Origin of the sequence: Mycobacterium saskatchewanense, assembly GCF_010729105.1 — a bacterium.
Classification (GTDB): domain Bacteria; phylum Actinomycetota; class Actinomycetes; order Mycobacteriales; family Mycobacteriaceae; genus Mycobacterium; species Mycobacterium saskatchewanense.
In genome coordinates this window covers 3,688,664-3,705,299 of record NZ_AP022573.1, presented here as the reverse complement: position 1 = coordinate 3,705,299, position 16,636 = coordinate 3,688,664, and the positions used below count along the sequence as shown (strand labels likewise).

General features: G+C 68.0%; 13 protein-coding genes and 1 pseudogene. 7 read left to right on the top strand and 7 right to left on the bottom strand.

From position 1 onward, the window contains the following. Positions 1-249: 249 nt before the first annotated feature. The 4 genes from G6N56_RS17490 to G6N56_RS17475 are packed head-to-tail and all read left to right on the top strand — an operon-like array spanning position 250 to position 4,328. A complete protein-coding gene (locus tag G6N56_RS17490; protein ID WP_085256498.1) occupies positions 250-861 on the top strand; it encodes a TetR/AcrR family transcriptional regulator in 612 nt (203 codons plus the stop codon). A 13-nt stretch (positions 862-874) separates the two neighbouring features. Beyond that, positions 875-2,086 (top strand): acyl-CoA dehydrogenase family protein, encoded by a 1,212-nt coding sequence (locus tag G6N56_RS17485; RefSeq protein WP_085256499.1) that lies wholly within the window; start codon positions 875-877, stop codon positions 2,084-2,086. A 46-nt stretch (positions 2,087-2,132) separates the two neighbouring features. Then, positions 2,133-3,350, top strand: a complete 1,218-nt coding sequence (locus tag G6N56_RS17480) for a GNAT family N-acetyltransferase (RefSeq protein ID WP_085256500.1) — start codon at positions 2,133-2,135, stop codon at positions 3,348-3,350. Positions 3,351-3,371: 21 nt separating this feature from the next. Continuing rightward, a complete protein-coding gene (locus G6N56_RS17475; protein ID WP_085256501.1) occupies positions 3,372-4,328 on the top strand; it encodes an NAD(P)/FAD-dependent oxidoreductase in 957 nt (318 codons plus the stop codon). A gap of 43 nt (positions 4,329-4,371) precedes the next feature. On the opposite strand, the pseudogene G6N56_RS17470 reads toward G6N56_RS17475, so the two are convergent. Together G6N56_RS17470 and G6N56_RS17465 are read right to left on the bottom strand one after the other, a co-directional pair. Next, a pseudogene (locus G6N56_RS17470) lies at positions 4,372-4,622 on the bottom strand (cytochrome P450); the annotation flags it as partial. Positions 4,623-4,822: 200 nt separating this feature from the next. Further along, entirely contained in the window at positions 4,823-6,046 is a 1,224-nt protein-coding gene (locus G6N56_RS17465) for a DUF5005 domain-containing protein (RefSeq protein ID WP_163645138.1), read from the bottom strand. A 176-nt stretch (positions 6,047-6,222) separates the two neighbouring features. On the opposite strand from G6N56_RS17465, the gene ctaD reads away from it, so the two are divergent. Then, complete coding sequence (gene ctaD, locus G6N56_RS17460; protein WP_085256503.1) at positions 6,223-7,950, top strand: aa3-type cytochrome oxidase subunit I; 1,728 nt, start codon at positions 6,223-6,225, stop codon at positions 7,948-7,950. 11 nt (positions 7,951-7,961) lie between these two features. On the opposite strand, the gene G6N56_RS17455 is transcribed toward ctaD, so the two are convergent. The 4 genes from G6N56_RS17455 to G6N56_RS17440 form a co-directional block, all read right to left on the bottom strand. Further along, positions 7,962-8,630 (bottom strand): ABC transporter permease, encoded by a 669-nt coding sequence (locus tag G6N56_RS17455; RefSeq protein ID WP_085256504.1) that lies wholly within the window; start codon positions 8,628-8,630, stop codon positions 7,962-7,964. A 101-nt stretch (positions 8,631-8,731) separates the two neighbouring features. Further along, entirely contained in the window at positions 8,732-9,703 is a 972-nt protein-coding gene (locus tag G6N56_RS17450; RefSeq protein ID WP_085256568.1) for an aliphatic sulfonate ABC transporter substrate-binding protein, read from the bottom strand. Beyond that, positions 9,700-10,485 (bottom strand): ABC transporter ATP-binding protein, encoded by a 786-nt coding sequence (locus tag G6N56_RS17445; protein WP_142280667.1) that lies wholly within the window; start codon positions 10,483-10,485, stop codon positions 9,700-9,702. The genes G6N56_RS17450 and G6N56_RS17445 overlap by 4 nt, the downstream gene beginning before the upstream one ends. A 104-nt stretch (positions 10,486-10,589) precedes the next feature. Then, positions 10,590-10,865, bottom strand: coding sequence for a hypothetical protein (locus tag G6N56_RS17440; RefSeq protein WP_085256569.1), 276 nt, complete (start codon positions 10,863-10,865; stop codon positions 10,590-10,592). A gap of 244 nt (positions 10,866-11,109) precedes the next feature. Between G6N56_RS17440 and G6N56_RS17435 the strand changes: the two genes are divergently transcribed. Both G6N56_RS17435 and G6N56_RS17430 read left to right on the top strand, forming a co-directional pair. Continuing rightward, on the top strand, positions 11,110-12,417 hold the full coding sequence (locus G6N56_RS17435) for an MFS transporter (RefSeq protein ID WP_408632710.1): 1,308 nt from the start codon (positions 11,110-11,112) through the stop codon (positions 12,415-12,417). A 236-nt stretch (positions 12,418-12,653) separates the two neighbouring features. Next, on the top strand, positions 12,654-13,577 hold the full coding sequence (locus tag G6N56_RS17430; RefSeq protein WP_232069083.1) for an SNG1 family protein: 924 nt from the start codon (positions 12,654-12,656) through the stop codon (positions 13,575-13,577). Here G6N56_RS17430 and G6N56_RS17425 read toward each other — a convergent pair. Beyond that, positions 13,574-16,501 (bottom strand): aminotransferase class I/II-fold pyridoxal phosphate-dependent enzyme, encoded by a 2,928-nt coding sequence (locus G6N56_RS17425; RefSeq protein ID WP_085256506.1) that lies wholly within the window; start codon positions 16,499-16,501, stop codon positions 13,574-13,576. The two genes, G6N56_RS17430 and G6N56_RS17425, sit on opposite strands and share 4 nt — an antisense overlap. Positions 16,502-16,636 lie beyond the last annotated feature (135 nt).

Below are 16,636 nucleotides of genomic sequence, written 5' to 3'. Positions count from 1 at the left end.
ATGTTGGACTCCATTTACCGCACTCGAATGTCGGACCGACGAACAAGATCATAGCTGGTGGCACGGTATGCCCTGGTTATCCGCGATCCAGGGGATTTGGCGCGGTGGGACGGATCGGGTCTGCGACCGGGCGGCAACGTTGGCTCGGGCTGAGTACGCAGGCAGAAATCCCGCCAAGCAAGGGCGCCAGTGCCCCGGCGCGCGCGCCACAATTTGCCGTCCGAGCCGGTGAGTGAGTACTCTCTCACCGTGCTCACCTCGGGGCGAGATCGGCTGCTCGCCGAAGCGCTGAAGCTCTTCGCCGACAAGGGCTACGCGGCGACGTCAGTCGCGGACATCCAGCGGGCGTCCGGCCTGGCCCCCGGATCGGGGGCGCTCTACAAGCACTTCGGCTCCAAGCGGGAACTGCTGGAGGCCGCGGTCGCGCACCGGATCGACAGCATCGTGGCGGCCCGGGAGGAGTACGACGCCGGCGCGCCGGGCAGCGTGGAGCAAGCGGTGCGCACCGCGGGCCGGCTGATCTGGAGCAACTTCAAGCAGAGCGAGGATCTGCTCAGGGTCATGCTGCGTGAGCCGGACGAGCTGGGCGATCTCGACGAGAAGACGTGGCAGGTCATCACCGACAACGCCTATCAACGGTTCGCCGACGAACTGGCCGCGTCCAATCGTTCGGGCCGCACGCAGATCCCCGACCCGGCGGCCGCCGCGGCCGTCGCGATCGGCTCGCTGTCGTACGCGGCGACGCTCCAGGCACTTACCGGCCGCCTGCCCGGCAACATCGGCGAAGACCGCTACTTCGAGGCATGGGTCAGCCAGACGGTCAGCGTCCTCATGCAACACCAGACTTCAAACGCCAAGTGATTCAGGAGAAAACGTGACTTTCTCAATGCAACTCAGCGACGACGTGGTCGAGGTGCGCGACTGGGTGCACCAGTTCGCGGCCGAGGTCATCCGTCCCGCCGCGGCCGAATGGGACGAACGAGAAGAGACCCCGTGGCCGGTGATCCAGGAGGCCGCGAAAGTGGGGCTCTACTCGCCCGACTTCTTCGCGCAGCAAGCGGCCGAGCCGACGGGGCTGGGCATGTTGACCGCGTTCGAGGAGATGTTCTGGGGGGACGCCGGCATCGCGCTGTCGATCATGGGCACCGGGTTGGCAGCGGCGGCCCTGGCCGGCAACGGAACCCCCGAGCAGCTGGGCCGCTGGCTGCCCGAGATGTTCGGCACGCCGGGCGATCCCAAGCTTGGCGCGTTTTGTTCGTCGGAGCCCGACGCGGGTTCTGACGTCGGCGGCATCCGCACCCGCGCCCGTTACGACGAGGCGTCGAAGGAATGGGCGATCGACGGCACGAAGACCTGGGCGACCAACGGCGGCATCGCCAACGTACACATCGTCGTGGCATCCGTGTATCCCGAACTCGGCACGCGTGGCCAGGCGAGCTTCGTCATCCCTCCGGAGACACCGGGATTCAGCCAGGGGCAGAAGTTCAAGAAGCACGGCATCCGGGCCTCCCACACCGCGGAAGTGGTGCTCGACAACGTCCGCCTCCCCGAGGACGCGATCCTCGGCGGGCGGGAGAAATTCGAGGCGCGGATCGCCCGGGTCAAGTCCGGCGCCTCCGCGGGCGGACAGGCCGCGATGAAGACGTTCGAACGCACCCGGCCCACCGTCGGCGCGATGGCCGTCGGCGTGGCCCGGGCCGCCTACGAGTACGCCCTCGAATACGCCTGCCAGCGCGAGCAATTCGGCCGCAAGATCGGCGAGTTCCAGGCCGTCGCGTTCAAGCTGGCGGACATGAAGAGCCGCATCGACGCTGCCCGGCTGCTGGTCTGGCGGGCCGGCTGGATGGCGCGCAACAACGTGAACTTCGAGGCGGCGGAGGGCTCGATGGCCAAGCTCGTGGCGAGCGAGACCGCTGTCTACGTCACGGACGAGGCCATCCAGATCCTGGGCGGCAACGGCTACACCCGGGACTACCCCGTGGAGCGGATGCACCGCGACGCGAAGATCTTCACGATCTTCGAGGGAACCAGCGAAATCCAGCGGCTGGTGATCTCCCGGGCGCTGACGGGGCTGCCCATCCGCTGAGGGTGGCGCACGCGAGCCCGACGACCGCACCGGACATGATGGGGGCATGACCTCCGAGATCCGGGTGCTGGGCGGCGACGACGAATTGCTCGCCGCGGCTAACGTGTTTCGCGCCGCCATGATCGGTTTCCCGCCGTTGTCGAACCTGCCGCCCGGCGGGATCACCGCGCTGTTCGAAACCGGCCGGACCGTCGGGGCGTTCGAGGGCGAACGGCTCGTCGGCACCGCGGATGCCGTGACGAGCGGGTTGACGCTGCCCGGCGGGGCGATCGTGGGCCACGCGGCGGTCACGCGCATCGGAGTGTTGCCGACGTTCGCCCGCAGGGGGATCGCCACCCAGCTGATCTGTCACCAGTTGCGCGACATCGCGGCGCGCGGTGAGGCGGTGGCGACGCTGCGGGCATCGGAGGCGACGATCTACGGCCGCTTCGGTTACGGCGTGGCGAGCTCGACGCAAACGGTGGAGGTCCAGACGGCGCGTGCAGCGCTTCGGCCCGGTGTCGGCGAGGGCGGTCCGGTGCGCCTGCTCGACCCGGCGCAAGCGTGGGATGTGCTGCCGCGCATCTACGCCGACAACCGTCCGTCGCGCCCAGCAACGATCGACCGCCCGCCGGCCTGGTGGAATGGCTCCCGCATGCGCGCGGAATCCTCCTCCGGCCCAGCGTATGTCGTGGTGCACGGCGATGCCGGTTCCGAGTCGGGATTTGCCCGCTATCGGCCGGTCGACACCGACGCTTGGTTTGTCAGCGAGCAGCGCGCCATCGTGGTCGAGGACTTCTTCGCCCCGACCACGGCGGCGTACCTGGGCCTGCTGCGCTTCCTGCTCGGGCTGGACCTCGTTGACCGCGTGACCTTTTGGATGCTGCCGCTCGATGACCCCCTGCCGTGGTTGCTCGCCGACCGGCGGGCGGTGCGGGTGACGGCGGTCCATGACGAGACGTGGCTTCGCGTCATCGACGCACAGCAGGCCCTGGCCGCGCGCCAGTACACCGGTGACGGCGAAGTCACCGTCGCGGTGAACGATCCGCTCCTCCCGGCGAATTCGGCAACCTTCGCCATCACGCCGGACGGTGCCCGAATTACCGACCGGCGCCCGCAAATCGCGGTCGGCCCAGAAGGTCTGGCCGCCGTGCTGCTGGGCGGGACGACGTGGCGCGGCCTCCACCTCGCCGGGCTGACCCAGACAGAGGATCCCTCGGCGCTTGTCGCGGCCGATCGCCTGTTCTCGGTCCCCGACGCGCCGTACGCCGGGTTCTACTTCTAGCCCACCGGGTATGAGCACTCCGTGATTGTGGTGATCGGGGCCGGGGTCTGTGGGCTCGCGGCGGCCTATGAGTTGTCGCGGCGCGGCGAGCGCGTCGTCGTGCTCGAGCGCGGCGAGCCGTTTTCCGAGCAGTCCGTTGGCCTGGCGCGCATCTTCCGCGTCGCCCACCGGCGGCCGGCGTTGTGTCGGCTCGCGCTACGCGCACGGGCCGGCTGGCGGCGCTGGGAGGCCGAGCTCGGCGTGGGCCGGTTGCTGGGTCCGGAGGGGTTCGTCAGCGTCACCGCCCCCGCCGACATGGAGGACATCGCGACCGCAATGCGTGACGCCGGCGCGGCCTTCACCTGGCTGGACCGCGCCGGGATCGCGGCGCACATCCCGTTCGTCGCCGCCCCCTGGGAGGCCGGCATCTTCGATCCGCTCGGCGGCAGCTTGCGGATCCGCCGCGCGCTGAGCGCCCTGGCCCGGCGGGCGGTCATCGAGCGGGGCGAGGCCGTGTCGGTCGCCGACGACGGGTCGACGTTGCTGGCCGACGGCACGGTCCTGGCCGCCGACCGCGTGCTGATCTGCGCAGGTGTCCGGACGCCGGCGCTGTTCGGCCCGCTAGACATCGAGTTCGGCCCGCACACCCGCTTCACCTACGAGGGCGCCGATGCGGTCGGCGCCGCGTGCCTGTCGGCGCCCGAGGGCTACGGGTTGCCCCTCGGCGGCACCGGGCGCTGGGCCTTCGGACAGGACGTGCCGGACGCCGAGACGGTGCGCGCGCTGTTTCCGTCCCTGTTCCCGGTGGATCGGGTGGACTGCGTCACCGTCCGTGCCCCGTGGCTCGATTCCGGAGGCGACGGCTGGACGGTCGCGCGTCGGGGACGCGTCGTCGCGTTCGTCGGCAGCAACCTGATGAAATTCGGGCCGCTGCTCGGCGAGTTGCTCGCTCGCGCAGTCGTCAGCGAAGAGCTGCCGGGCGAGCTGATCCTGGCCTGAGGCCGCCCTACCTCAGCGTGTAACGAATCGGCAGGTGCTTGACTCCGCCGACGAACGTCGTGGCGATCGCCGAGGCCAGGTCGTCGGTCGGCCGCCCCCGGCGCGACGCGGTGAGCGCGGCGAAATGACTGAGGAAATCCAGCAGCACCGCGAGCATGTCCTCGGCCGAGCCGCCGCCGCTGGACTTCCGTGTCGTCGCCACCGAGCATCCTGGGTGCGCTTGAGCATCCGCGGAAAATTCGGCTCAGGCAGTCCCAGCAGCAACAGGATCACGTACAGCGGATAGTCGACCGACGACACCGGGGCGTGGGCCCGCAGGTGAGTGAGCGCTTGATGCCGCCCCTTCTCATCGGTGTAGGCCACCGGGCCGGCCACAACCTTGCGGCCTCGTCGATGATCCTGGTGCCCATCCGGTCTCCTGCGGCTCGATCGGCGACTTCCGCTCGACGTTCCATTCCGGGGATTCGCCGATGAAGGGGCCGAAAGTCACCGATTCACCTCGGACTGGGAGCGGGCGGCGACGCGCAGGCGCGCCTCGCCGCGCCTGCGTCGCGTTCGGCGGAAGCCCCGTCGTCGCGATTCCACCGCAAAGTCACCACGACGAACCGGGGCCGATAGATGCTCACCCGGCGGTAGACGTCACCGCCCGGAGAGGTGTCGAGGCTGTTGACGTCGTAGGAGATCACCAGGTCGGTGGACGTCGAGTATTCGGGGTGGACGTGGGCGTTGTAGGTGTAGACATCCGCGTCGCGATACAGTCCAGCACTACCGCTCTCGGGCGTCCGATACAGCGCGATCGCCGGCCCGAACGGCCCGGCAGGCGACGGGCCGAAACGGCCGACCAGCCGATCGCTGAACAACTCGCCGCCCAGCATCGTCGTGAGCAGGTACACGCCGTCGCGCAGCCGGTGGACCGACAGCTCGGCCGAGACGTGGTCGGCGACCCGCACCGAGTCGGATTCCGCCGCCGACCACGCCTGGCCGGTCCAGTACGAAAATGGCCGGCGCAGATCGCCTCCCGCCACGCGTGCCACGTGCAGGTACTTGTGGGTCGCGGCGGACTCGACGCCGTAGACATAAGTCCAGCCGCCGTCGGGTTGCACCCACTGGCCCCACTGGATTCCGCGTGACCGCGGAAGTTCGGAGACGGCCGGCGGCGCCCGCAGTTCGTGGTTGTCGAATCGAGCCAGCGACGAGCCCACGAAGGCGAAGTCCAGTGGCCCCGGCCCCGTGCTCCTCCATTCGGTGAGCGGAACCTGCAGCGCGTCACCGGAAAACGTCGCCGCGCCCAGCCAGAACCAGTGCGCGGGATCGGCAGGTGCGATCAGTGCCGCCGGCCGCTCGGGCGTCCCGCCGGTCACGGTGGACCAGCGCCCCGTCGCATCGCGGACGACGAACGAGTTATGGACGAATGCCGCGTCGGCCGGGCGGCTGGGCGGCGTGATGGGGCCGAGGAAGGTGTCCGAGAAGGCGAACAACTCCCGGTCGTCGGGCAGGGGCGCCGACCAGGTGGAATCCCCGCCCGTCCACCCGGTCCCGCCATTCGCGTAGTCGGTGAGTGCGGTTTCCAGGCAACCAAGCGGCGCGGCTCCGACCACCACCGGTGCAGCCGGCCACGCGGCATGAGGCGACGGCATCACCAAGCCGAGCGCGGCCGACGTCACCACCAGGGCGACGAGGAGCCTGCTGACCCGCCACACCACCACACGATAAGCCACGCCGGTCGGCATGCGGGTGCATCGATAGGTAAGGCTTTGCTGTCCCAGTGCCGCGCGGCGGCCCGGATCAACGGTTATTAGGGACGTTTGGCCCTAGGTCGGGGCGGTGCGGGCTCGGAATACTTGGGCCGCTTGGCCGTTGCCGACCCGGTAGCCGGGTCCTTGGGAGGTAGTTCATGACCGCGGAAGCCCCGCCAGCCGTTGCTCTACAGGCCCGCCGGCCGTTCCCGGCCCGACTGGGCCCCAAGGGCAGCCTCATCTATAAGGTCATCACCACCACCGACCACAAGATGATCGGCATCATGTACATGGTCGCGTGCTTCACGTTCTTCTTCATCGGCGGCCTGATGGCGCTGCTGCTGCGCCTCGAGCTGGCGGCACCCGGACTGCAGTTCCTGTCCAACGAGCAGTACAACCAACTGTTCACCATGCACGGCACGGCCATGCTGCTGTTCTATGCCACCCCGATCGTGTTCGGGTTCGCCAACCTGGTGCTGCCCCTGCAGATCGGCGCGCCGGACGTGGCGTTCCCGCGGCTGAACGCGTTGTCGTTCTGGCTGTTCGTCTTCGGCGCGCTGATCGCGCTGGGCGGCTTCATCGTTCCCGGCGGCGCGGCCGATTTCGGGTGGACGGCCTACACGCCGCTGTCGGACGCGGCCCACAGCCCCGGCGCCGGGGGCGACTTGTGGATCCTCGGCGTGGGCGTCGGTGGCCTGGGCACCATCCTGGGCGCGGTCAACATGATCACCACCGTGGTGTGCCTGCGCGCGCCCGGCATGACGATGTTCCGGATGCCCATCTTCACTTGGAACATCCTGGTCACCAGCGTCCTTGTGCTGATTGTCTTTCCGCTGCTCACCGCCGCCCTGTTCGGGCTGGCGGCCGACCGCCGCCTCGGCGCGCACATCTACGACCCCGCCAACGGCGGGGTGATCCTGTTCCAGCATTTGTTCTGGTTCTTCGGTCACCCCGAGGTGTACGTCATCGCGTTGCCCTTCTTCGGCATCGTGTCCGAGATCATCCCGGTGTTCTCCCGCAAGCCGATCTTCGGCTACTCCACCCTGGTGTACGCGACGCTGTCCATCGCCGCTCTCTCGGTGGCGGTATGGGCCCACCACATGTACGCGACCGGCGCCGTGCTGCTGCCGTTCTTCTCGTTCATGACGTTCCTCATCGCCGTCCCGACCGGCATCAAGTTCTTCAACTGGATCGGCACGATGTGGAAGGGGCAGTTGACCTTTCAGGCGCCGATGCTGTTTTCGCTCGGGTTCATGATCACCTTCGTGCTCGGCGGCCTGACGGGCGTGCTGCTGGCCAGCCCGCCGCTCGACTTCCACATCACCGACACCTATTTCGTGGTGGCGCACTTCCACTACACGCTGTTCGGCACCATCGTGTTCGCCACCTACGCGGGCATTTACTTCTGGTTCCCGAAGATGACGGGACGCCTGCTCGACGAACGACTGGGCAAGCTGCACTTCTGGCTGACCTTCATCGGCTTCCACACCACGTTCCTCGTGCAGCACTGGCTGGGCAATTCGGGGATGCCGCGCCGCTACGCCGACTACCTGCCCACCGACGGCTTCCAGACCCTGAACTTCGTGTCCACGGTCGGGGCATTCATCCTGGGTGCCTCGGTACTGCCGTTCGTCTGGAACGTGTTCAAGAGCTGGCGCTACGGCGAACCGGTGTTGGTGGACGACCCATGGGGCCACGGCAACTCGCTGGAGTGGGCGACCAGCTGCCCGCCGCCGCGGCACAACTTCACCGAGCTGCCCCGGATCCGTTCGGAGCGGCCGGCTTTCGAGCTGCACTATCCGCACATGGTGGAAAGGATGCGTTCGGAAGCTCACGTGGGCCGGCGCCACAGCACGACGGACGATGCGGTCCCGATCTCACAATAGCGGGGCGACCGCTAGAGCCGTCGCCGCATCATCCGCCGCTCGACGACACCCAGGGCGGCATCGCTGAGCTTCCCCAACGCGGCGAGCAGCACGATCGCCAGTAGCATCACATCGGTGCGGCCGGTGTTCTGGCTGTCGATCAGCAGAAATCCCAACCCTTTTGACGATGCGATCAACTCGGCCGCGACGAGGAAAAGCCACGCGTTCGCCAGGCCCAACCTGAGCCCGTTCACCAGCTGCGGAGCGGCGGCGGGCAGCATCACCGTCGCCAACAACGAGGTGCCGTGCCGGCCGTAGGCCCGGCCAACCTCCAGCAGCTGGGTGTCGACGTGCGCCAGCGCCGACGCCGTCGTCGTGTAGATCGGAAAGAACGCGCCGATCGCCACCAGCACCACTTTCGGTGTCTCGTCGATGCCGAACCACAACAGCAACAACGGAACCCACGCCAGTGAGGGCACGGTGCGGATGGCCGCCACGGTCGGTGCCAGCAGCCTGCGCGCGACGATCGACAGCCCGACCAGCGAACCGAGGGCGAGCGCCGCGAGCGCGCCTACCAGGTAGCCGGCCAACACCCGGGACAGGCTCGCCTCGAGGTGTGTCCACAGCTGTCCGTGCCGGAGCAGCTCGACCAGGGCGGAGACCACGTCTCGCGGGGGCGGCAACTGGCTGGCGGAGAACATCCCCCTCGCGGTGACGAACTGCCAGATCGCCAGCAGCAGTAGTGGTATGGCCAGCGCCGCGAGCGCGCGCCGCGCCCCTGCCAGCGGCGCGCCCAGAGCCGTCAGTGAGCCTGCTGGGCGTACTTCGGTTCGATGATGGTCCCAAGCGCCCCGCGACCGGCGTCGTCGGATTTGATGTCGGCGTCCGACACGGCGATCGGCAGGATGTTGGTCAGGACCGCGCGTTGCGGATCGCCCGGTGCCGGGTCGATGTCCAGCGCGGTTCGCCGCAACTCCTCCTGGGCCACGCTCGGTGTCACCTTCGCCTGCGAGGCCAGCAATGCCGCCAGCTCGTCCGGGTGCGCCTTCGCCCACTTCCGGGCCTCCTCATAGCTATTGACCACCGTCTGAACGGCGTCCGGATGGGCGGTGCTGAAGTCCTCGCGGACGTTGAGCACGCCGTAGGAATTGAAATCCGGGTTGCGGTACAGCAACCGGGAGCCCGCTTGCTGGACGGTCTGGGCCATGAACGGGTCGAGCCCCGACCACGCATCGACGTCGCCGCGCTCCAGGGCAGTTTTCCCGTCGGCGTGCTGCAGGTTGACGATCTCGACGTCCGCGGTCGAAAGTCCCGCCGTGGCAAGCGATTGGAGGAGGAAGAAGTACGGGTCGGTGCCTTTGGTGACCGCGATCTTCTTGCCCCGCAAGTCGGCCACCGAGTTGACGGTCGAATTCTTGCCGACAACGAGGGCGGTCCATTCCGGCTTGCTGTACACGTCGACGATCTTGATCGGTGTGCCGTTGGCCCGCGCGACCAAAGCCGCAGAGCCGGCGGTGGATCCGAAGTCCAGCCCGTTGGAGCGCAGGCCCTCGTTGGCCTTGTTGCTGCCCGCAGACAGGACCCAGGTGACGTTGTATCCGCGAGTCTCCAGCAGGTGCTGGTCGCGCACCACCAGGCTCAGCGGGTTGTAGTAGGCGTAGTCCACCCGTAGGTCCTTGGCCGCGGTGTTTCCGGGGCCCGAACCGCAGCCGGCGACGGCAGCTACAGCAACCGTGGCAGCGCCTAAAAAAGCCGCGATCTTAGGGGATTTCAGCACGTTCTCGACTCCTCTTCGAGGGTGGCCCGCGGGTCGGCGCCACCGCGCTGTGGCACACCGAGTTCGCCCAACAGTCGCGCGCGCAGGGCGCCGACGCGCGGATCGCCGCGGTCGCGGGGTTTGGGGATCTCGACGTCGAACGTCGCGGCGATGCCGGCGGCGCCCGAGGCTTCGGCGCGCAATACCAGCACGCGGTCCGCGAGGACGATCGCCTCGTCCACGTCGTGGGTCACCAGGACCGTCGTCGTACCGGCTTCCTCCTGCACGGCGCGGAGCAGATCCTGCATTTTGAGCCGCGTCAACGCGTCGAGGGCCGCGAGCGGTTCGTCGAGCAGCAGGACGCGGGGCCGCCGGGCGAGCGCGCGGGCAAGGCCCGCTCGCTGCGCCATGCCGCCGGACACGTGTCGTGGATAGTGCTCACCGAAATCTCGCAGCCCGACGACGTCGAGCCAATGCCGCACGGCCGCAGCGCCCGCCGCCCGGTCCGTCCCCCGTGGCAGCCCGAACGCGACGTTGGCCGCCAGAGATCGCCACGGGAGCAGGCGGGGCTCCTGGAAGACCATGGCACAGCGCGCGTCGACCCCGCGGACGGGCCGGCCGTCGATGTCGACGCGCCCGTTGGAAGGGTGGTCAAGGCCGGCGAGCAGCCGCAGGAGCGTTGATTTTCCGCTGCCCGAGGGACCGAGGAGCGCGACCACCTCGCCCGGCTCGATTTCCAAGTCGACCTTGCGGAGCACGGCATGGCTCCCGAACGAGCGGTCGATCCCGGAAAGGGACACGCGTGCCGGTGCCGGGTCGGTCGACATCACCCGGGAAGATTAGGTATGGGTGGGCGGCGCCACCAGGTTTGAAGTGGCGGTGATTCAAACCCTCGCGGGGGCCGTCAGCCGTGCGGGGCCTCGGAAATCTTGCTGTCCGGTTTGCCGACCGTCTGGCAATAGGTGGTCGCGGACAATCGGGTCGCCGAGATCTCGATGTTGGTCGGGTCGGTGCCGCTCTTGTCCTTGAGCATCTTGCTCACTTCGTCGTTCTGCTTCTTCTCGTCCTGCGTGGTGAAGTCTTTGCACTTTGTGTCGCCGCCGGTGTTGATGACCTGCGAGGGCGAGCACGCGCTCAACGCAATGGCGGCGAACGCAGCGGCCAGTGAAGTCTTCTTCATCGTTTGCCTTTCCTGCAGCGGGTCGTGGCTACGAAGTACACAAAATCACGGGCTCGCCAAACGCCGAGCCGGGACCCACCGGTGCGGCGTGTGTTTGCGGCCCACCGACGGCACCTTTGCTGGGCCCCGGCGCGGGTGTGATCCGCGACATTCGGCCGCACAAAACCGCTGCCAGGGGGAATACCTCGCTGGGCGTCCCGGTGTTCTATGGGTCGGCCGCGACAAACGAAGGGGGACGCCGGTGGTGAGGTCGGACGAGGCGACCGGCCAGGGGCGTCGATCGCCGTCATCGCCGGACGGGGAGGACCGGGCGGGCCGGCGGCGGGCAACGGGCGCGACGAACAGCCTCTTCGTCAGTGTGCTCGTCCTCCTGTTCGCGATGGGCTGGGCGGCCAACCACTTCGTGGCGCTGATGCCGTTGATCAGCGATCGCGAACACCTGAGCACCGCCGCGCTCGATGTCACCTTCGGCGTATACGCGCTGGGCTTGCTTCCCGGGTTGCTCATCGGCGGCCGGGCGTCGGACGCGCTCGGGCGCCGGTCCGTCGCGCTGGCGGGTTCGACGAGCGCGCTCATCGGGACGACGGCGATGCTGTTCTCCCAGCAGCCCGAGGTTCTGCTGGCGGGACGCCTGATCGTCGGGTTCGGCGTCGGCTTGGCGATGAGCTCCGGCACGGCGTGGGCCTCCGACCTGAAGGGGCCGCCCGGTGCGGCCACCGCGGGCGCAGTGCTGATTGCCGGCTTCGCCGTCGGTCCGTTCGCGGGCGGGGTAGTCGGCGGCGCGGGACAGCCGGGTGTCCGCGTGTCATTCGCGATCGCCGCCGGCATTCTCGTCGTCGCCATGACGGTCATGGTGGTGGCGGTGCGGCGCGGGGGAGGGTCCGTCGCGAGGTCCACGAGATCCGCGGGCTCAATCTCCGCGCGGCAGGGGACGGCGTGGGCGCTGGGTTGGGCGATGCCGCTGGCACCGTGGGTGTTCGCCTCGGCGACACTTGGTTTCGTCACGATCCCCACCCGGATACACACGGCGCTGGCCGCCCCGATGGCCGCGGGCGTCGCGACGTTCGTCGTCAATGGCGTCAGCGGGGTCATACAGGTCGTTGCCCGGATAAGCGGCTGGGGCCCCCAGGCCGGCACCGCCGGTGCGGTGCTGGCCGCAATCGGCTACGTGGGGGCGGTGGTGGCCCCGCCGACCATGTCGCCGGCCGTCGGGCTGCCGCTGCTGCTGATCTTGGGTTGTGCCTCCGGCCTGTGTCTGCGGGAGGGCCTGATCGACTTGCAGATCGCGGCCCCGCAACGGCTGCGCGGTGCCCTGGTCGGACTGTTCTACGTGGTCACCTATGTCGGCTTCGGTCTGCCGCTACTCCTGACGCTGTTGGGGTCGAGGACGGTGTCGGCGGCGATCCTGCTGACGATGGCGGCGCTCGCGTTGGCGGCGGCGGCCAGTCGGGCCATGCGGCTCAGGCGAGACAGCCACCGCCCGGCGGCGGCGCCCCCCGGTGGCGCGGATGTTGCCGATGTTTCGGGGGCGGGCGCCCGGGTACCCAAGTAATCCGTCGGCGGCCGTTGAGGCGGACCGCCCTCGCCCAAAGCCCCCGAACCAACCCGGAACACCCAAAACGCCTGAGCGCCATGACCAGACCCGCTTCTGTCGACGCCCCGGCGCCGGACGTCCGAGACGACGGCGACCCCGAGGCTCCCTCCTGTACCGGGTCCCCCACCGGGTGCCCGCCGCGTCGGTGGTCGATCCGACGAATTCCACTCGAGATTCGCAAAGCCGCCGCGGTCATGGGCATTGCACTCGTCATGACATCGACGTTTGTCGCCGCGTACACGGTAGCGTTGGGCAGGCCCGCCCCACGCGAACTGCCCATCGGCGTCGTCGGGCCCGCCTCCGTCACCGCCCCGATCATCGCCGGGATGCAACAGGGCCGGCACGAATTCGATGTGCGCACTTACCCGTCGAGGCGATCGGCTATCGCGGCCGTCGACCACCAGACGATCACGGCGATCATCGACGGCACAACCGCACCGCCACAGCTGTTGTTGTCGAGCGCGAGCGGCTCGTCGGCCGCGCGCGTCCTCACGCAGCTGGACGAGCCGGCGCCCGGGCGGTACCTGCTCCCCATCACCGACCTTCATCCGCTGCCCCCCTCAGACCCGGCCGGCCTGGCCACGTTCTACGTGATCATCGCCGCCACGATTCTGGGATTCGTGACGATGTTCCAGTTGCGGGCCAACGTCAAGACGCTGACCCTGCGCCGCTGGCTGGCCTGCATCGCTGCCCTGGCCGTCGTCGGCGGAGCTTCGCTGGCCTTCGTGTCGGGACCTCTTCTGGGAGCGCTACATGCGCCGTTCCTCGAACTGTGGCTGCTGGTCTCGCTGCAGATTGCGGTTGCGGCGCTGTTCAACTCGACGATGCTGGTCTTGATCCACCGATGGGCGATCATCCCGACCTGGGGCGTATTCATTCTGCTCGGGAACACCTCGTCCGGAGGAGCCGTCTCCGTCTCGCTTCTCCCCCAACCGTTTGCGCTCCTCAACCACGCGCTACCGAGCGGTGCCAGCGTCTCGGCCGTCCACGCGGCGGCCTACTTTCCCCACGAGCAACGGTTGTTGCCCTTCGGCATTCTGCTCGCCTGGTTTGTGGTCACGCTGACCGCGTTGGTGGCGTGCTCGCACGCTCTGCATCGCTCGCCGGCGGACGGCTAGGGGCGTTGCGTCGACGCGGGATCGACCGCGTCGCCAGGGAACTGCTGGCCGAGCAGCTCATCCTGACCGACCTCGGGTACGTTCCCGTCGCCGTTGGACCCGTCGCGCCTGACGGGCTTCTTCCTCGGCGTTTTCGGAGGAGTGGGCGCCCCCGCCGGTTCCGCGGAACGATGTCCATTGCGGGCCGATCCGACCGACTCGCTCACCATCTCGATGGCCTTTTCGGTGTAGACCCGGTAGCCGAATTCCGGTAGATAGCCGTGTATTTCGGGGGTGTCGAGATCACGCATGAACTGCAATATCTCGCGACTGAACACCTGGCCGGGCACCAGCACCGGGAATCCCGGGGGATAGGGCGTCACATACGTCGCAGACACGACGTCGACCCCGGCGTCCAGCCGCTGCTCGATCAGCTCACCGCTGAGATATTCGCAATTGGTGTCGTCGTAGGACAGGTAGAACCCTCGGCGGACGTCGCCTTCCGGTGTGGGCTCGCTTCCGCTGTGATCCAGGAAGGCGGGGTGGAAGCCGCTGAAATCCGGCAGCGGCAGCGACATTTCGGTGAGCCGGTACACCGCCCTCTCGAAGTGCTCGCGTTCGCCGAGGCTCATCTCGGAGATGTTCTGGTCGAGCTCGCGCGCGATGTTGACGAGCACCTCCACCAGGAAGGCGACCGAGCTGCGGGTGGTGCCGATGTTGGTCATGAACAGCACGCTGTTGCGCGACGTCTTGTTGATCTGGATCCCGTAGCGGTCCATCAGCTGCGTGCGCTTGAACGTGTCCCCGTCGTAGCCGGTGGGGCCGATGTACAGCGTGATCCGCGACGGGTCGAGCACGAATTCGTCCTGGTCCCAGGCCGCCATCATGTTGCGCAACCCGGAACGCAGCGGCTGCTCGATGGCCGAGGGCCGGAATCCCTCCGGGATCAGGTCCGACGTGCGAAGGCAGCGCATGTACCTGCTGAGCAACGGGTGATTGTCGATCGCGTCGCGCAGCTGCATCGCGTTCTCGATCTGCCGCTGCACCAGTTCGACGCCCTCCAGCGCCACCTGCCTGCGGCCCAGGTCCAGGGAGGCGAGGATCTGGTAGTTGGGCGACGTCGAGGTGTGCGCCATGTAGGCCTCGTGGAACGGCTCGGCCACCTTCTGGTCGAAGTCCTGGTCGAAGACGTGGATCATCGAACCCTGCCGCAGCGCCGTCAACGTTTTGTGCGTCGACTGAGTGGCATATACCCGTACCCGGGCCCGCGCCGGGTCCGGAATCAGACGGCGCTCCAAAAGTGCTTCTTCACTGGGTGTCTCGGGGGCGGTTGCCAGGAACTCCTCGTAGCGAGCCCTGTAGCCGGGATCCTGCAGTCGCTCGCGCAACGCCCGCGCCGACGCCATCGCCGTGCGCGTGCGATACACCGGGTGGAACCGGGCAAAGGCGAACCACGCCTCGTCCCAGAGGAACACCAGGTCGGGCTTGATGGCGAGGCATTCCTCCATAACGCGCTCGACGTCGTAGACGATGCCGTCGAAGGTGCAGTTCGTGAGCGACATCATCTTGACCCGGTCGAGCTTGCCGGCGCGCTTGAGCGCCAACAACTTCGACTTGATCTCCCGAAGCGGGACCGCCCCGTACATCGAGTACTCGTTGAGCGGATACGCCTCCAGGTACACGACGTTCGCGCCGGCGAGCATCATCCCGTAGTGATGCGATTGGTGGCAGTTGCGGTCGAGCAACACGATGTCACCCGGCGCCACCAACGCCTGGGTGACGATCTTGTTGGCGGTCGACGTCCCGTTGGTGACGAAGTAGGTGTGCCGCGAGCCGTACGCCTGCGCCGCGAGCTGTTGCGATTCGCGCAGGGGCCCGGTCGGCTCGAGCAGCGAGTCGAGGCCGCCGCACGTCGCCGACGTCTCGGCCATGAACACGTCCAGGCCGTAGAAGCCCACCATGTCCTTGATCCAGTGTGAGTTGACGATCGACTTGCCCTGCGAAATCGGCAGGGCGTGGAAGACGCCCGTGGGTCGGTGGCTGTATTGCTTGAGCGCGCTGAAGAACGGGGTACGGTAGCGCGCCGCCACCCCCTGCAGGATCGACAGGTGCAGCTCGAGCATTCCTTCCCGGGCGTGGAACACCCTGCGGAAGTACTGGCCCAGGCGTCCGGCGATGTCCTCGACATCGATCTCCGTCATGAGGTACAGGTCCAGTTCGGGGCGCAGCTCCCCCAGCGAGACGGCGAGAATCTGCGCCCGCTCTTCCGGCGATTGGTGATCGGCCAGTTCGGTTGTCACCGCGGTGTCGATGAACTCCGAAAGGGTGGACAGGTCCCGGGTCGATTGATGGGAAAAGCGCCGCCGAATCACCACGGCCTGCAAGTTGACGTTCAGCCGCGCCGCGATCAGGGCCTCGTCCCCGCTGGACACCACCACCAGCTCGTAGACGAATTCGTCGTCGGGGCGCCGCCATTTCCGGACCTCGTTGCGCAGCGCTCGTTCCTGGGCCTCGGTCATCTTCTCGACGACGAGCACTTCGAAGTAGGGGCGGTCGGCCGACGTCGCCACTTGATGTTCGAGCTGGCGCGGATCGGCCGGGAACATGTCCAGTTCGTCGGCACCGGCGTTGTCGACGTCCCCCGATCGATACGACTCCGTCGTGAGCGCGCGGTTGATCCGGCCGACCGCCTGCGAGAACTTCTCGTAGCTACCGGCCGTGAAAAGCCGTTGCACGAGCCCAAATTGGGGAGAGCCGGGGTACGCCCAGTAGGGCTCGACCGTGCCCAGACGATCCAGCAACTCGCGGCAGACGGCCAGGTAGCGCTCTTTGAGCGCTCCGGCGGTGGTGGGGCGCGTCAGCCGATCGGCGGCTTCCTCCAACCTGCACCACGAGTCATTGCGGACCTGCCAGAGACTGTTGTAGGCGCGCAGATGTTCTGTCATGGCCAGACCCCTTCCGGGTCGCGCGACTCCGTGTGCCGCAGCGTCGGTGCTCAAGGCTTGCAGACCCAGCCCGCCCACCGGTTACCAAACGTCAAACACTGCGCGTCCTTCGAGTGACACCCCGGACAGACGACG